At 62.3% G+C, this 15303-nt stretch carries 13 protein-coding genes and 3 pseudogenes; 9 read left to right on the top strand and 7 right to left on the bottom strand.

From position 1 onward, the window contains the following. The first annotated feature begins 33 nt into the window (after positions 1 to 33). A pseudogene (locus tag GGD61_RS09250) lies at positions 34 to 950 on the top strand (NADP-dependent oxidoreductase). Positions 951 to 1019: 69 nt separating this feature from the next. Next, positions 1020 to 1184, top strand: a pseudogene (locus tag GGD61_RS40420) (DUF3606 domain-containing protein); the annotation flags it as partial. 26 nt (positions 1185 to 1210) lie between these two features. Here GGD61_RS40420 and GGD61_RS09245 read toward each other — a convergent pair. Beyond that, positions 1211 to 1474: a hypothetical protein gene (locus tag GGD61_RS09245; RefSeq protein WP_183230587.1), complete on the bottom strand. Its 264-nt coding sequence runs from the start codon at positions 1472 to 1474 to the stop codon at positions 1211 to 1213. Positions 1475 to 1660: 186 nt separating this feature from the next. On the opposite strand from GGD61_RS09245, the gene GGD61_RS09240 reads away from it, so the two are divergent. Then, positions 1661 to 2161: a hypothetical protein gene (locus tag GGD61_RS09240; RefSeq protein ID WP_183230586.1), complete on the top strand. Its 501-nt coding sequence runs from the start codon at positions 1661 to 1663 to the stop codon at positions 2159 to 2161. Positions 2162 to 2163: 2 nt separating this feature from the next. On the opposite strand, the gene GGD61_RS09235 is transcribed toward GGD61_RS09240, so the two are convergent. From GGD61_RS09235 to GGD61_RS09225, 3 genes and pseudogenes are all read right to left on the bottom strand, one after another. After that, a complete protein-coding gene (locus tag GGD61_RS09235; protein WP_183230585.1) occupies positions 2164 to 2886 on the bottom strand; it encodes an SOS response-associated peptidase in 723 nt (240 codons plus the stop codon). Positions 2887 to 2888: 2 nt separating this feature from the next. Continuing rightward, positions 2889 to 3338: pseudogene (locus tag GGD61_RS09230) on the bottom strand (hypothetical protein). Positions 3339 to 3350: 12 nt separating this feature from the next. Then, positions 3351 to 3755, bottom strand: a complete 405-nt coding sequence (locus GGD61_RS09225; RefSeq protein WP_183230584.1) for a hypothetical protein — start codon at positions 3753 to 3755, stop codon at positions 3351 to 3353. A gap of 305 nt (positions 3756 to 4060) precedes the next feature. On the opposite strand from GGD61_RS09225, the gene GGD61_RS09220 reads away from it, so the two are divergent. The 3 genes from GGD61_RS09220 (at position 4061) to GGD61_RS09210 (ending at position 8565) form a co-directional block, all read left to right on the top strand. Next, positions 4061 to 5464 (top strand): toll/interleukin-1 receptor domain-containing protein, encoded by a 1404-nt coding sequence (locus GGD61_RS09220; protein WP_210311012.1) that lies wholly within the window; start codon positions 4061 to 4063, stop codon positions 5462 to 5464. Further along, positions 5461 to 6987, top strand: coding sequence for a hypothetical protein (locus GGD61_RS09215; protein ID WP_183230582.1), 1527 nt, complete (start codon positions 5461 to 5463; stop codon positions 6985 to 6987). Before GGD61_RS09220 ends, GGD61_RS09215 begins: the two co-directional genes overlap by 4 nt. 183 nt (positions 6988 to 7170) lie before the next feature. Continuing rightward, complete coding sequence (locus GGD61_RS09210) at positions 7171 to 8565, top strand: triacylglycerol lipase (RefSeq protein WP_183230581.1); 1395 nt, start codon at positions 7171 to 7173, stop codon at positions 8563 to 8565. Positions 8566 to 8626: 61 nt separating this feature from the next. On the opposite strand, the gene GGD61_RS09205 is transcribed toward GGD61_RS09210, so the two are convergent. The 3 genes from GGD61_RS09205 to GGD61_RS09195 form a co-directional block, all read right to left on the bottom strand. Beyond that, the gene (locus GGD61_RS09205; protein WP_183230580.1) at positions 8627 to 9994 is read right to left on the bottom strand and encodes a nucleotide-binding domain-containing protein; all 1368 of its coding nucleotides are present in this window, start codon (positions 9992 to 9994) and stop codon (positions 8627 to 8629) included. Then, positions 9991 to 11055: an SAVED domain-containing protein gene (locus GGD61_RS09200; protein ID WP_183230579.1), complete on the bottom strand. Its 1065-nt coding sequence runs from the start codon at positions 11053 to 11055 to the stop codon at positions 9991 to 9993. The genes GGD61_RS09205 and GGD61_RS09200 overlap by 4 nt, the downstream gene beginning before the upstream one ends. A 418-nt stretch (positions 11056 to 11473) precedes the next feature. Further along, entirely contained in the window at positions 11474 to 11920 is a 447-nt protein-coding gene (locus GGD61_RS09195) for a helix-turn-helix transcriptional regulator (protein WP_183230578.1), read from the bottom strand. 231 nt (positions 11921 to 12151) lie between these two features. Here GGD61_RS09195 and GGD61_RS09190 point away from each other — a divergent pair, with 231 nt between their 5' ends. From GGD61_RS09190 to GGD61_RS09185, 3 genes are read left to right on the top strand one after another with little or no spacing between them, the layout of a single operon-like run. Continuing rightward, entirely contained in the window at positions 12152 to 12673 is a 522-nt protein-coding gene (locus tag GGD61_RS09190; protein ID WP_183230577.1) for an arsenate reductase (azurin) small subunit, read from the top strand. Positions 12674 to 12686: 13 nt separating this feature from the next. Further along, positions 12687 to 13154, top strand: a complete 468-nt coding sequence (locus GGD61_RS40415; RefSeq protein ID WP_246785905.1) for a hypothetical protein — start codon at positions 12687 to 12689, stop codon at positions 13152 to 13154. Beyond that, positions 13087 to 15297 carry an arsenate reductase (azurin) large subunit gene (locus tag GGD61_RS09185; protein ID WP_246785904.1) on the top strand — a complete coding sequence of 737 codons (2211 nt, stop codon included), beginning with the start codon at positions 13087 to 13089 and terminating at the stop codon, positions 15295 to 15297. Before GGD61_RS40415 ends, GGD61_RS09185 begins: the two co-directional genes overlap by 68 nt. Positions 15298 to 15303: the final 6 nt, after the last annotated feature.

Here is a 15303-nt window from a genome sequence, read left to right as displayed (position 1 = left end):
CCTGAAAAAACACCACACGTAAAGGAGTCGAAGATGAAAGCGATTATTGTGACGAACCAAGCTGCTGGGTTTGGCGGGATGAAGCTGGTGGACCGGCCCGAACCTCAACCAGCGATCAACGACGTCGTCGTAGAGGTTCACGCGTCGGGATTCGTTCCGACGGAATTGGAATGGCCCTCGACCTGGACCGATCGCCGCGAACAGGACAGAACTCCGTCGATCCCTGGGCATGAATTCGCCGGCATCGTCACGGCGCTTGGCTACGGCACGACGGGACTGTCCGTGGGACAGCGCGTATTCGGCCTTGCCGACTGGTACCGCGATGGCTCGCTTGCTGAATACATTGCCATCGAGGCGCGCAATCTCGCGCCATTGCCTGGCGATGTCGACTTCAAGGTGGGCGCAAGTTTGCCGATCTCGGGCTTGACCGCTTGGCAAGGGCTCTTCCAGCACGGCCGTCTTCAGGCAGGTCAAAGCGTGCTTGCGCACGGTGCGGCCGGCGCGGTCGGTTCTCTCGTCGTTCAACTCGCGCGAGAGGCCGGCGCCTATGTCATCGGAACAGGGCGTGCCGCCGACCGACAGAAAGCGCTCGACTTCGGCGCGAATGAATTCGTCGACCTGGAGAATGACGCCCTCAAAGATGTCGGCAGCGTCGATCTTGCATTCGATGTCATCGGCGGCGACATCCAGAAGCAGTCTGCAGCGGTCGTCAGGGCCGGAGGGACGCTGGTGTTGTCGTCAGCCCGGCGGAGGCTCGGCCGCAAGACGGTTTGGCCATCGACTTCGTTGTGGAGGCCGATCGTGGTCAATTGAGTGAGATCGTCCAGAGGGTGCGGGACGGAAGACTGCGGACAAACATCGGAAAGGTCTCCTCCCTCGACGATGCGGTCGCCACCTTCAACTCGGCCCAGCGACGTCAAGGTAAGACGATCATTCAGGTCCGCCCGTAAGAGCTGGCGCAGGACGAGGGTTCAGCTCTCGCAGCGAGTCATGGCTCCGCTTGGATCGTGGCGATTGTTTTGCCACGCATCCAGGCGAAGTATGTGAGCGTCAGTCCGTTTCGGCAGCGCGTGGCCGGCGGACAGAACTACAGGTGTCGTACGAATAGGAAGCAGACCGGCCGTTCTGCGTCGGCGGTGAAGAAGGCCGCCAAGAAGGTCGGCAACTCGCGCACGCGCGTCGAAAACGTCCCGGTAGCTGAAGCCGCGGTCTATTCGGGCGGGCACTCCGGGCAGGAGTCTCCGATCGAATCCAGAACATCCCGGACCTCGGCGACAGCCTCTTCCGCAGACAAGCCGCTCGGCGAATCCTGACGTGCGATCTCGAAGGCGCGCTCGCGAGCGTGCGGATCGGCGCGGTCCTGCACCCAGCCGTGCTCCTCGCACTCGCGGATGGCGCCGGCTTCCTGCAGCACCGATATCGCCCAGCCCCGCAGCGTCCGGGTCACGGGCCGCCTTTCCTTGAACATCAGCATCGAAATAGCTCCATGGCCTTCGACGAATCCTTGTCGGCCGCCGTGCGTTCCGCGCTGCTATCACAGCCCAGGGATTCGAAATCACCGGGGCTGCGCTTTTCCACGTGTTCCGGGCTGCGCCGACAGAGGAACAACGCGTCCGTGCGCCCATTGAATCGGCGAGTGCGAGTTGCGTGGAGTTGGCCGATGACCGCGGAAAAGCAGGTACTGGAAGCCGTCGACCGGGCCCAGGCCATCCTGGCGCGCTACGTGGAACCGGGCGACCGGGACTGCGAGCGGACGGTCAACGACCTTCTCGACGTTCTCGATCGCGACGAGGTCGTCGCTGCGGTGGAGGAGCTCGAACGCCGCGGCGAGGCCGTCGACGAGCTTAGGCGCCTTCTCGATCGAAGTCCGCCATCTTGGAGTTTGCCGCCTCGGAATGCGGCCGATCCCGACCTGCCGCCGATGCCGCCCGAAAAGCGGCCGCAGGATCCGGGCATGGACGGCAGTGACATGCGCTTCGAGGGCTATCGCGTGGAGACCAGAGAACACGCCGGCGAGTACCCCGACACCATGCCGCAGGTCATCGAAGTAACTGACGCCGAGGGCCGCAAGGCGGCGTACGTGCCGCTCAGCCGCGACGGCAAGGTCGTCGAGAGTTCGGCGGTCGTGGACAAGCTCAAGCAGTGCGAAGACAGCGATTGAGACTAGGCCGCGGCAGCCTGATCTTCCTTGACGCCGCGGGCAACGATCCGCAGCGCCCCATCGGGAAGCGGCCGCTGCAGCTTCAGCGCTTCGTCGGCCGGCGCGGTCATCCAGGTCTCGACCTCTTCGGGCGTCGTCAGGATCACCGGCATCGCCTTCGGATGGATCGCAGCGACCTCCGTGTTCGGCTCCGTCGTCAGGAACGCGTAGAGGTGGTTGGTGGTCTCGCCCTCCTTGACCTTCCGGACCGATGTCCACTCGGTCCAGATGCCGGCGAAGCAGGCGAGCGGCCGGGTCTCGTCGAGCGCGAACCAGATGTCGCCCCCCTCGGCCTTATTGAACTCGCTGAACGAGTTGAACGGCACCACGCAGCGGTGCTCCGGACCCAGCCAGCGCGTCCAGTGCTTCGACTTCACGTTTCGGATGTTGGTGGTGCCGCTGTCCGGCTCCAGCCGCAGCAGCTCCTTGAAATCGACCGTCTTCCCTTTCGCCTGCAGTTTCTCGGCTCGTTTTTTGGTCGCCTGCAGGAGAGCTTGCTGGGACGACGGCATCCCCCACCTTGCGGTCGCGAGCTCGCGACCATCGGCGCCATTGCGCACGATCGGTGCCTTGTAGTCGGGGAAGACGCCGGGCATCGGCGCGAGATTGCCGACGTACCGATTGACGACTCGAAACAGCGCGCTGATGGCGGCCTGGTTGGTGGTGATCGAATAGAGATTACACACGCTTAGGTCTCCGGATCCGGATGCCGGGCGCGCTGGGCCAGCTGCAGCAGGGTGGCGGCCGGGCGCCTGCCGGCTTTGGCGCATTTGCTGCAACGAAGCCGGCTGGCCAGGTCGTGCACGAAGGTCGTCGATGGGTGAGCAAGCGAGGCCAGATCGACGTCGCGAGCGGCCTTGCAGCGCGAGCATTCGATCTGAAGCCAGCTATAGCCGCCGTTGATTGCCTGGTCGACGGTCGGCGACGGATCGATCGGCTCGCCGTCGGCTCACATGCGCTCGTTCCAGCTTTCCGCGAGCAGCTTGTCGGCCTGACGGATCAGGGCCTCGCCTTTGGCGCGGGCCTCGGCGGCTTGGGAGGCGAGGATGCCGGTCATGGCGCGGGCCCGGCCGAGCTCCTTCTGCAGGGCCTTGCGGTCGCCACCGCTGAGCGGGGTGGGATGGTGCTTCGGCGCCACGGCCGGCCGCCGTCAGTCGTATGACGGCCAGCAGCCGTCTTCCTCATGGCGACCCGTCCGGATCGTGCACGTGTTGTCCAGCAGCCGCTGGCCGACGTCCTTCCAAACGGCATCCGGACCGTACAGCCGAATGGCGTCGGCCTTCTGAATCTCGACGGTTCGGCCGCAGCGCCGGCAGCCCACCCTCAGTAAATGCGGTGGAATTTCGTCCAACCGCAGCGCGCGTCCGGACGCACGGGCGATGGGATTGGTCCGGTCGGCGAAAGGGCCGTCTAGAAGCGCCTGCCAGTATTCAGGCGGCAGGTCGTCGCTCGGCGCCGGTCCGGGTGTGGCAGGTGCCTTTCTGCCGACCTCACGGGCCATCTTTTCCCTTTGTCGGGGCGTGGGCATGCGCCAGCTCGCGGGTCGATGGGTCATGCCCGATTAGAACATATCACGAACAAAAGAGTCGAGTCCGTAGTTTCCCTCAGGTTTCTGCGAGCGTCGCAACAAAAGCCGGCAAAGCGAAAAAACGACGGTTGCCGAATCTCCCGTCAGTTGAGGACAATGTTGCTGAGAGATAGCGCCCGGCCGCGGTACAACCTTGATGCGTCGGCGGCTCTCGTCGGCAGAAGCGAGGCTGGGCGAGGTCGACGCTAAAAGACGCGGGGTCGGGGCGCTGGTCCGCAAATACTGCCCACGGAACGTTAGTGCCGACGGGAAGGTCGGCCGGGAGCCTCGAATTGTCCGAGCGTGACGTCATCTTCATCAGCCACGCTACTCCGGACGACAACGAGTTCGTACGCTGGCTCGGCACCAGACTGACAGGCATTGGGTTCAAGGTTTGGGCCGACATCTTCGATCTGGCTGGTGGTACACCGTTTTGGACGAGCATCGAGGACGCGCTGCGGAAGCGAACCATTAAGGTGATCTTTGTGGTTTCGAAGGCCAGTTGCGACCCGAACCGCACGGGTGTTCAGAACGAGATTTCGGTGGCCGACGCGGTCAAGAAGTCCCTCAAGGATCCGGACTTCGTAATTCCGGTGCGGATCGATGACATCGCGTTCGGCGACCTACCGATCCAGATCCATCGGCTCAACGCAATCGACTTCACGACGGGATGGGGCGGGAAGCTTGCTGACTTGGTCAACACACTGGCAAAGGCAGATGTGCCACGTGCGGTCACCGACCTTTCCGCCGAGTTTGATCGGTGGCGGCAAGCCTCCGTGCGGTCCGACGTGATCGTAGAGCGCGGCGAGGAGCCGCTGCTTACCAGCATCATGCCGATAGCCCGACTACCGGACGAGATCTCGTTCTATGAATACGAGGGCGAGAACAAGAAGTTCGAGCAGGCACTCGAGACCGTTCCGCATCCGCACGCGATGCACAACAGACTGCTGGTCAGCTTCGCCGCTGCGCACGAGATCCAGGCGCATCTGCCTCCCGAGATGACCGTATCGCTCCGCGGGACGGCGAGCTTCTCCACATTTTTGGAAGGCAAGCTAACGGATCCCGTGGGGCCGCAGCGCCGCGACGCGAACTCCTGGGCGGTCCGGATGCTTCGGGAATCGTTCGAGGCGCACCTCGCCTCGCGCGGGCTGCTTCCCTACCCCGCGTCCGCCGGAACGGTCATGTTCTTTCCGAAAGGGCTGCTCATCGACGATCGCGTCTACTACATGAACGCAAAAGGCAAGCGGACCTACAAGCAGGTCGTCGGCGAGAGCAAAAGGCTTAACGCGCACTGGCATCTCGGCATGCGGGCGATCGTCCGCCTCGGCGAGGCCCCGACGCTGCGGCTGCGCCCTTACGTCGTCTTCACCAGGGACGGCAAGACGCCGCTGCAGGACGCCGGCGAGATGACCAAGCTGCGGCGGCGCTTCTGCAAGAGTTGGTTCAACCACGTGTGGCGACCGCTCTGGCAAGCCTTCTTCGAGTTCTTCGGCGCAGGCTCGGAGAGCGTGCTGATCGCGTTGGGTGAGCATCGGAGTTGGACCGTCGCCGGTGACGGTCTGAAGCTCACGGCGGAAATGCGCATGCCCTTTGACTTGGATGTCACCGACGAAGAGAGCGAACCCGAGGAGCCGGACGACGTAGATGATGATGGCGACGAGCCCGACGACGGGATCGACGACGAGGACGAGGAATGACGACAGGCTGGCGCGCGATCCACATCGACGAACCGCGGTTGTCGTTCGGGCACGACCAGTGCGCCGAGCATCCGAAGGACGGTCTCTTCCTGTTCGGTCCGGTCGCGTCCGGCCAGAATCCTGCGCGCATGGATGTCGGCGTGATCGCGACGCCGGCCGGTCTCGAGAAGTATTCGAAGTGGATCGCCTCTATCGAGAAATTCATCGACGTGCCACCGCCGGCGCCGAACCGCAAGCGCAACGACGCCAACACCTTCGTCTGGCCAGGCTTCGAGGCGGTCTACGGCGCTGCCTGGCCGGGCAAGCCGTTCGCGACATGCATGATCGACGCGGCCGAGCTCAGCCGCCGCATTCTCGGAGCCGACCGGCACCAGGCGGTCTATTCCGCGGTCGCGTTGTACGAAGCGGCTCTGAGGAAATACCTCCGCGAGGAAGACGCGAGGCCTCAGTTGTGGTTCGCGGTCGTCCCCGACGATGTCTACAAGTACGGGCGCCCGAAATCGACCGTGCCCTTGAAGCTTCGCACGCCGGGCACGCGCCATCTCGGCATGAAGGCGGCCCGCGCAATTCTGACCGGTGGTTCGATGTTTCCGGAAGAGATGGAGGCGGCAGCCGTCTACGAATACGAATTGAACTTCCACAACCAGCTCAAGGCTCGGGTGATGGACACCGGCCAAGTCATCCAGGTCGTCAAGGAAGCCACGCTCGACCCGCCAACCGAGAAGGCTAAGGCGCAGATGCAGGATCCCGCAACCATCGCCTGGAATCTGTCGACCACCAGCTTCTACAAGATCGGCGGTCGGCCTTGGCGCATCGCGGACCTTCGCGATGGCGTCTGCTACGTGGGTCTTGTGTTCAAGCGGATCGATCGGCCCAGCGGGCGCGACAACGCTTGCTGCGGCGCGCAGATGTTCCTCGGGTCGGGAGACGGTCTCGTCTTCAGGGGAGCCGTCGGGCCTTGGTACTCGGAGACGAACGACGCCTTCCACCTTGATCAGGACCAAGCGGCCAAGTTGATGGAGATGATCGTCCGCGCGTACAAGGACAATCACGGCGAGGCGCCGAAAGAACTCTTCATCCATGGCAAGACGAACTTCGAAGCCAAAGAATGGGCCGGATTCGCCAGCGCGGTCCCGCAGTCGACGAAGTTGGTCGGAATCCAGATCCGCGACAACGCCGACATCAAGGTCTTTCGGTACGGCGCCAACGCCGTGATGCGCGGCACGGCAGTCGTGACGTCCGAGACGTCGGGTTACCTCTGGACGCGGGGGTATATTCCGCGGCTGAGGACCTATCCGGGTCGCGAGGTGCCAAATCCGCTGACGGTCGAGATCAGGCGTGGCACGGCCGACATTGAGCGGGTGATGCGGGACGTCATGTCGCTGACGAAGCTCAACTTCAACGGCGCCGAGTTTTGCGACGGCCTGCCGGTCACCCTGCGCTTCGCCGATCTGGTAGGCGAGATCCTGACAGCAGGCCCGATCACGCCCCATGCTCCGCTGCCCTTCAAGTTCTACATCTGAAGCGAACGCAACATAGCTCCTGGATTGGTTGGGGTGGCCAGTTCGAGCAATTGGCCTCGGCGACTAAGCGCTTACCGTCGCGGCCGAAGGCCGTGCTACCATGACGGTCGCCAGACGCCCGTGTTTGCCTTAGGTTGAAGGCCATGTCTGCTCGGCCATTGCCTGATCGAATTGGTGATTCCCTTGACCGAAGATACCGTAGAAAACGCTGCGCAGAATCTCTCACCAAAAAAACACCTGGTCATTCTCGTCCACGGAATCCGTGACATCGCACGATGGAAATCCGAGGTCGCGGCTCCTCTGAGAAAGGCCGGTTTCGCCGTGGAGCCGACGAACTACGGCAGGATGAACCTGATCGAATTCCTATTGCCTATTTCATACTTCAGGCGACAGGCTATCGACGACGTTTGGATCCAGATACAGCACGCGATTAGGCGACACCCGGGCAAGCGAGTGTCGATTATCGCGCACAGCTTCGGCACCTATATTGTGGCGACCCTGCTGAAGCGGCAGTTCAACCTGCAGCTATGCCGCGTCATCTTCTGCGGTAGCGTGGTGCAGAGCAAGTTCCCGTTCGAGCAGATCGACGATCGCTACGAAGGATCCATCGTAAACGAGGTCGGGACGGCCGATCCTTGGCCTGCATTGGCCGAGAGCGTAACCACCGGGTACGGGTCTGCGGGCACATACGGATTCGAACGTCCCGGGGTCCGGGACAGGTATTACAACGGCGCGGGCCACGGCTATTTCCTGAACGCCAAGTTCTGCGAGGACAGGTGGGTCAAAGTTCTCGAGAGCGAGGACAAGGAGAACGTCGAAGACGGAGATGTTCCGGCGGAGAGCCCCCCGTTGTGGGTGAGGCTCATCTCGATCTTCAAGATCAAGTACATCCTCCTTGCGGCCATCGCGATTGCGTTGGCCATGTACGTGATTGGGCTGCTTAAGCCGCCGCCCCCTCCGCCTCCCCCTCCGCAGGTTGGTTTCGAGATATTCAATCAGGACCGTGTCGTAGATTTATCCGATTGGAAGCCGGTGCCCGACGAGGCGCTGTCCTTGCCGACTTCCAAAACCATTTGGCACGATCGCCTCAAACTAAAGCGGCTGCGTGACGACATCAGAACGTTCGCCATGAGGCGCGCCGTCACCGGCGACGTGAAGCCGGAGTTTTCGTCGAGCACGCACCGGCTCACGGTTAGGGACGCGTCGGAACGGCCGCTAATCCAATGGCGCCCGATCAATCGACTGTATGACGTCCTGATCGATGTATCGAACGAACCGGTCGGCGAGTGGTTCGATGTGAAGGTCGACTCAGTCTATTGGAACGTCTTTCTCACGCCAGAAAGCCAGTGGATAGGAATTCCGGTCCAATTTCCTACCCAAAGCATCCGACTCGAGGTTCGTTCTTCCAGCAGGGCTTTCGGCTCTTTCCAGCGCGCGGCCTATCCGCGCAGCGAGACCCCCGAGAACCATCTAGTGAACGAGCCGACTGCCGAAAAAAGCGCAGACGGACACTCCATCGTCTGGAATATCGACAAGCCGTCGCAGAACTGGGTCTATCGTCTAGCGTGGGAGTGGTGAACCCGATCTGCAGCCAGTTTTGCAGCATCGCGTTCAAAAAAGAGGGGCCCACTCTGTTGCCCTACCGTCTCCACCAGCGTCCTGGCGCAATCTTGACGATGTGCGATGTCTCCGCCTGCACGCGGCCATCCTTCCAGATGCGGCAGATCATACGGTGGGACCCCTTGAAGGCCGTGCTCGTCCACTTCTCGAAGCTATCGGAGGGGGGCGTTTCCCACGTCAGTTGCTTATGTTCGGCCGCTTCGTCTCCATGGTTGTCCACGTGCCATACGATCTTGTAAGGAGCCGGCACGTTGGTGGACTCGACGGTGAATTTCAGCGCGACATTCTTCGGCAGAACGGAGGAGCCGCTTTCGTACCGCTTGTAAGTCTTTGCCCCTTCTGTTCTCGCGAGCTCGCATCGGATTTTGACGAAGTAGGGGGTCGGCAGCGCGGCGGTTGCGAGCGCCTCGTCCATGGCGACCTTGGCCACTTCCTTGTCGCCCCAGAAGCCATGAACGAAGATCCAGTCCCAAGCGCCCCGCCCCCTGGATCGGTTGCATTCCTTTTCGAAGAGCACAGCGAGCTTGCCGACGGCCATGTCGAGCTGGTCCTTGAACCTCTTCACCTGATTGGCGATCTCGGAGTTGGCCGTGAACTCGGAGCGATCGGCCGGGTTGTACACCCTCATGTCGGCGGCGAGGCGGTTCCGGAGCGCGACGATCGTGTCGTACAGCGCCACGTCGTCCCGGTCGAAACTGGGCCTATAGCACTCGACGACGAGGGTTGAGACGATCAGGCCGCCGGGAAGGCTCCACGACGGCCGCGACCGGGTGAACCACTTCAGGAAGCGCACGATACGCCGAAGCTGTCCTTCCGGCACCTTCGTCAAGAGGCCGCCGGCCGGGCTTTTCGTGCCCACTGCGTTCTGAAACCATTTGTTGATTTCCTGAGGATCCCGCTCCTTCCATTCGGTGCTGGCGTGCTCCATTCTCTGCCGACCAAATTCGTCGGTGTAGGTTCGGTAGACGGCGAAGTCGATGTGATAACCCTCGGCGTACCACACCGTCACGGCATTGGTGCGTGCCGTCGGCTCCTGCGTGAAGTTGGTGCAGCGCTTGCAGAGCGCGTCGGCGACACGCTGACGCGCAGCCCGTGGATCTTCCGGAAGGGCCGAACGTTCGAACAGCAGTGCCACGTCGATGTCGTAGTCGTTGTCGTCGCGGGGATCCTGATTCAGGGTGTGCATCGCGTAGCCGCCCTGATTCTGCCAATCGTAAGGATGCGGGCGAGGACGCTTCGATTCTTCGGCTAGATCATCCAGCCCGTTTTTCAGTCGAACGATGTTGAGATCGCGATTGTCGGCGAGCTTCTTCCGGCGGTCCACCCCGAGCCGGACATGCTTGTCGTAGAAGATCTGGAGATCGGCGCTGAGGTCGAACATGGTCATTTGTAGATCACCACCATGTCTTCGGGCCTGCCTTCCTTCGTGACCTCCACGCTCCAGGCATAGGCCGGCTTCGTGTTGGCGGTGTAGTTGTAGACGACCACCGGGTTGTGGATCGTCCTGCTGATGCGACGGCCGAGGGTGAAGCCTAGCCCGACCGGGCCGGAGTAGAAGAGGTGAACGACGAGGTTGCTTGGGAGTTCGCCGTGGATCTCGTCGAGAACGCTGCGGAAAGCGGCGCTGATCTCGTCGACCTGGCCGTAGTGCGTGACCTTGTCGATGCCCGGCTTGCCTATCGAAATTGAGTAGTCGCGGTACGGGCCGGCTACGACCTCGGCCACATCTTCGTCTCGCACCCCATAGCTGACCTCCACGCGGATCACGCAGGCGATTGGATGCGGAGGATCGATCGTTCTTACCGTCTTCACCGCAAGGTCCGGACCGGCCCCTGCCTGCAGTTCGCGCCAAGTGCTCGTTTCGCGGTGAAGATCGAAAAGCGTGACCTGCGGAAATGACGACACGCCGCATCCCGCCAAAAATTGTAGAGGAATGTGCACGATCCCGTAGTAACCGAGGGCCGCCGACGAATCGGCCTTCAGAATGCCGGCAATCTCGGTGATCATCCGTTGCTGCTGCCTGACCGCTCCGATCGGGTCGAATGCGCCGAGGCTAAGAAAGCTGGACTGGTCGCAATCGTACGTAACGATCTTTCGGCCTCGCATCTTGCGCGGCAACGCTTCCGGCGGGAGCGGTCCGGTGAGCGGCTGGAAAGATTGATGCCGGATGGCGACGAATTGCCCGGCGGGCTTTCGGGACGACGTCAGATGTCCGACCAGGAAGACCACGACCGCGAGGATTATGCAGATCGCGCCCGCCCACCAGGGCGCGTCGAGCGACAGTCCCAGACCGTAGGTCTTGTTAAGATAGGCGAGCCCCGCATCTTTCCATCCGGGAGATAGGAGCGCGACGCCGACGGCCACCAGTGGCAAGGCGATCTTGCCGTGCAGCGGCATCCCTTCCTCGCCCCCGAACAGGCCTTTCAGGTAGTCCCAAATGGCTTTCATGGATATGCGTGTAATTGAGTCCGCGAAAATCAACCAGAGTGATGGCCGGCGAATCGACGCAACTTCAACAAGATGTTGCTGTCCGATCCCGTAGTTGTCCGGTGAGGGCTCTTGCAGTTCGGCTCCCGAACGTCAGTGCCGGCGGGCGCCGCGATCAGGAGGCCAATGGTCAGGGTGACGCCACGGCGCCGGTCAGGATGACGATGACGATAGTTTCCGGGTTGTCGAGGGATTCAGACTTCCGCCACCCGTGACGATAGTGACCGCGGTCTCCTGCAGGAATGCGCCGCTTAGGGCCCCGCGGGCAAGGCTGTGGCCGACCAGTCCGAAGCGATCTTTGAGCGCGGCCCCGGCGGTTGCGTGACCGCCGAACAGCCCCGCAAGCTTCAGGATCGCTAGTCCTCACGGTGTTATGGGATCAGCTCTTGCGCTTGACCGGCTTCTTTGTGGGTCGCGCCTTCGCCGGTGCCGGCGCGCAGCAGGCCACGGCGTCGGCGGCGACCAGGTCGCAAAGCTCCGGATGTCCGTCGCAGCAGTCGTTGACCAGAAACGCGAGCAGGGACCGCATGCCCTCGACGTCGGAGCGGTAGATGATGGTCCGGCCCTCCCGAGACGAGCGCAATAGGCCGGCCCGCACCAGAATCGCGAGGTGGCTAGAGAGGGTATTGTGCGGCGCGCCGATCGTATCGGCGATCACGCCGGCGGTGATGCCGACGGGCTCGTGCTTGATGAGCAGCCGGAAGATCGCCAGGCGCGTGGGCTGAGCAAGTGCAGCAAGAGCGGAAATCGCATGGGGCTCGGACAGCTCGCCTTGTACTGGCCGGGTGCTGGCGTGGCTGGCAACGGCCAGCATCGATTTCCGCATACCGTAGTCTCCGCGCGACTCATCTAGGTGCGTCATCTTTAACCCACAGCTCACGTGACAAGCCAGTACGTTTCGACTATTAAATATGTCGAGACGTATCGACATATCGTAGCCCTTCGATGTGAAGGGCGTGCGACAGAAGCGAGCGCTCCGGCCGGTAGGCGTACCGGGCCGATCTTCGAGGAAACAGCCCGCCGGTAGGCGTACTGGCGAACCCGAGGAGCTTTCACCATGTCGCGCTGCGATCGTATGGTCGATGTCGGCCGCCGTCGCTTCATGAGCGGGGCGGGTCTTGCCGCTGCTGGCGTTGCCGTCAGCTCAATCTCGCCACCCCCCACCCAAGCTGCGACAGCAGCCGCAAGGGTGGACTATCCCGTCAACCGCCTGGCCAACGTCAAGGACCTCAAGCCGAACGAGCCGTTGAACGTGTCCTATCCGGACGCGAACGCGCCCGGCGTGCTCTTGAAGCTCGGCAAGCAAGTGCCGGGCGGGGTGGGCGCCGAGGGCGACATCGTAGGCTTCACGACGATCTGCCCGCACAAGGGCTTCACCCTCAACTACAGCACAGGCGACCGGACGATGAACTGTCCCGGCCATTACTCTCGGTTCGACTGCGAGGCGGGCGGCCAGCAAATCTGGGGCCAGGCGACGCAAAACCTCCCGCAGTACGTGCTGCGCGTCGATGACAAGGGCGACATCTACGCCGAAGGCCTGGACGAATTGCTCTACGGCCGCCTTTCCAACGTGCTCTAGGGGAGGAACGACCATGACCTACAAGCGACAAATCGACCGGCTCCCGATCATCCCCGCGGACGCCAAGGAATCCAACGTAACCTGCCACTACTGCATCGTCGGCTGCGGCTACAAGGCCTACACCTGGGCCGCCAGTACACAGGGCGGAACGGCGCCCAATCAGAACAAGTTCGGTGTGGATCTGAGCAAGCAGCAGGGCGCGGAGACCGTCGCGTGGTATTCGCCTTCAATGTACAACATCGTCCGGCAGAACGGGCAGGATGTGCACATCGTCATCAAGCCCGACAAGGACTGCGTCGTGAATTCGGGCTTGGGCTCGGTCCGCGGTGCCCGCATGGCGGAGATGAGCTACTCGCAGCAGCGCAATACGCAACTCCAGCGCCTCACGGACCCCATGGTCTGGCTACGGGCAGATGCAGCCAACGAGCTGGGACGATGCACTCGACCTCGTCGCACGCGTGACGGTCGCAGTGATGAATGACATGGGCGAAGATGGCGTGTTCGTCTCGGCGTTCGACCATGGCGGCGCTGGCGGCGGCTATGAGAATACCTGGGGCACCGGCAAGCTCTACTTCGGCGCCATGAAGGTGAAGAACATCCGGATTCACAATCGGCCGGCGTACAATTCGGAAGTCCACGCCACCCGTGACATGGGCGTGGGCGAGCTCAACAATTGCTACGAAGATGCGGAGCTGGCGGACACTCTCGTCGCGGTGGGCACAAACGCGCTCGAAACCCAGACCAACTACTTCCTGAATCATTGGGTCCCGAACCTGCGCGGGACGTCGCTCGACAAGAAGAAGGCCGAGTTCGGCTCCGAACCGGTGGAGCCCGCCAAGGTCATCATTGTCGACCCGCGGCGAACGGTGACGGTCAACGCCTGCGAGGTCGAAGCCGGCAAAGACAACGTCATGCATCTGGCTATCAATCCCGGCACGGATCTCGCGCTTTTCAATGCGTGGACGAACTACATCGCGGACAAGGGCTGGGTCGACAAGGCGTTCGTCGACGCCTCGACGACCAACTTCGATCAGATGAAGGCCGCCAACAAGATCAGCCTTGAGGACGCAGCGAAGATTACGGGTCTCACAGCAGACCAAATTCGCAAGTCGGCGGAATGGATCGCGCAGCCCAAGGCGGCCAACGCGCGGCGGCGAACGATGTTTGCGTATGAGAAGGGCCTGATCTGGGGCAACGACAACTACCGCACCAACGGCGCCCTGGTGAATGTCGCACTCGCTACCGGAAATATCGGTCGGCCTGGCGGCGGTTGCGTCCGCATGGGCGGACACCAGGAAGGCTACTCCCGGCCGTCCGATGCGCATGTGGGACGGCCCGCCGCATACGTCGACCAGCTCCTGATCGAAGGCAAGGGCGGTGTCCATCACATCTGGGGATGCGATCACTACAAGACCACGCTGAACGCATTCAAGTTCAAGCAGGCCTACAAGAAGCGCACCGATATGGTGAAGGACGCCATGATGACGGCGCCCTATGGCGACCGGCCCGCGATGATCAACGCGATCGTCGACGCGGTCAAGAAGGGTGGGCTGTTTGCCGTCGACGTCGATATCGTGCCGACCAAGATCGGCGAGGCGAGCCACGTTTGGCTGCCGGCAGCAACGTCGGGAGAGGCCAATCTCACCTCGATGAACGGCGAACGTCGTATGCGGCTCACCGAGAAGTATATGGACCCGCCAGGACAGGCGATGCCCGATTGCCTGATCGCCGCCCGCATCGCCAATCACATGGAGCGGGTATTGCGCGAACAGGGCAAGGCCGAGATCGCCGATCGCTTCAAGGGCTTCGACTGGAAGACCGAAGAAGATGCCTTCATGGACGGCTATCACCAGCATGAGAAGGGCGGCGAGTTCGTCACCTATGCCCGGCTGCGCGCCATGGGTACGAACGGCTTCCAGGAGCCCGCGGTCGGGCTTGAGACTACCGGCCCTGTTGCCGCCGGCACGTCGACCGGCACAAAGACGGGAGAGGTCTTGAAGGGGCCGGCCATCGAAGGCGCCCGTGGAAAGGAGCCGGTCCAAACCACGGGGGCTGCCGCAACGACGGCGGCGTCGCCGGCGTCGGGCGGCACCGAGCGGATCCTCGGCACCAAGCGACTCTATGCCGACGGCAAGTTCAACAGCAAGGACGGTAAGGCCAAATTCATGGAGACGCAGTGGCGCGGCTTGCAGGCGCCCGGCAAAGAAGACGAGATGAAGAAATTCCCGTTCTTGATCAACAACGGCCGCGCCAACATCACTTGGCAGAGCTCCTATCTCGACCAGGACAACGAGTTCGTCACGGATCGGACGCCGTATCCGTACCTTCAGATGAACCCGCAAGATATGGACGAGCTGCGGCTCAAGCCGGGTGATCTCGTCGAGATCTACAACGACAACGGCTCGACCCAGGCGATGGTCTATCCGACGCCGACAGCGAAGCCGAAGCAGACGTTCATGGTCTTCGCGCAGGCAAACGGCGTGCAAGGGAACGTCGTCTCACCCGGCGTGAACGAATTCATCATCCCGAACTACAAGCAGACGTGGGCGAACATCCGTAAGCTCGCGGATGCGCCCGAGGGCGTGAAGCATCTCAGCTTCAAGTCGCTCGACTACACGGCGTGAGCCTTT

Source organism: Bradyrhizobium sp. SBR1B (genome assembly GCF_014198205.1).
Lineage (GTDB): Bacteria > Pseudomonadota > Alphaproteobacteria > Rhizobiales > Xanthobacteraceae > Bradyrhizobium.
Note: the sequence above shows the minus strand (reverse complement) of the source record. Positions and strands in the feature narration are given on the sequence as shown.

Excerpts from the sequence above, each read along its gene's own strand:
- GGD61_RS09245 (WP_183230587.1), bottom strand. The coding sequence starts at position 1,474 with ATGCTGATGTTCAAGGAAAGGCGGCCCGTGACCCGGACGCTGCGGGGC.
- GGD61_RS09240 (WP_183230586.1), top strand. The coding sequence starts at position 1,661 with ATGACCGCGGAAAAGCAGGTACTGGAAGCCGTCGACCGGGCCCAGGCC.
- GGD61_RS09225 (WP_183230584.1), bottom strand. The coding sequence starts at position 3,755 with ATGACCCATCGACCCGCGAGCTGGCGCATGCCCACGCCCCGACAAAGG.
- GGD61_RS09215 (WP_183230582.1), top strand. The coding sequence starts at position 5,461 with ATGACGACAGGCTGGCGCGCGATCCACATCGACGAACCGCGGTTGTCG.
- GGD61_RS09205 (WP_183230580.1), bottom strand. The coding sequence starts at position 9,994 with ATGACCATGTTCGACCTCAGCGCCGATCTCCAGATCTTCTACGACAAG.
- GGD61_RS09200 (WP_183230579.1), bottom strand. The coding sequence starts at position 11,055 with ATGAAAGCCATTTGGGACTACCTGAAAGGCCTGTTCGGGGGCGAGGAA.
- GGD61_RS09195 (WP_183230578.1), bottom strand. The coding sequence starts at position 11,920 with ATGCGGAAATCGATGCTGGCCGTTGCCAGCCACGCCAGCACCCGGCCA.
- GGD61_RS09190 (WP_183230577.1), top strand. The coding sequence starts at position 12,152 with ATGTCGCGCTGCGATCGTATGGTCGATGTCGGCCGCCGTCGCTTCATG.
- GGD61_RS40415 (WP_246785905.1), top strand. The coding sequence starts at position 12,687 with ATGACCTACAAGCGACAAATCGACCGGCTCCCGATCATCCCCGCGGAC.
- GGD61_RS09185 (WP_246785904.1), top strand. The coding sequence starts at position 13,087 with ATGCAGCCAACGAGCTGGGACGATGCACTCGACCTCGTCGCACGCGTG.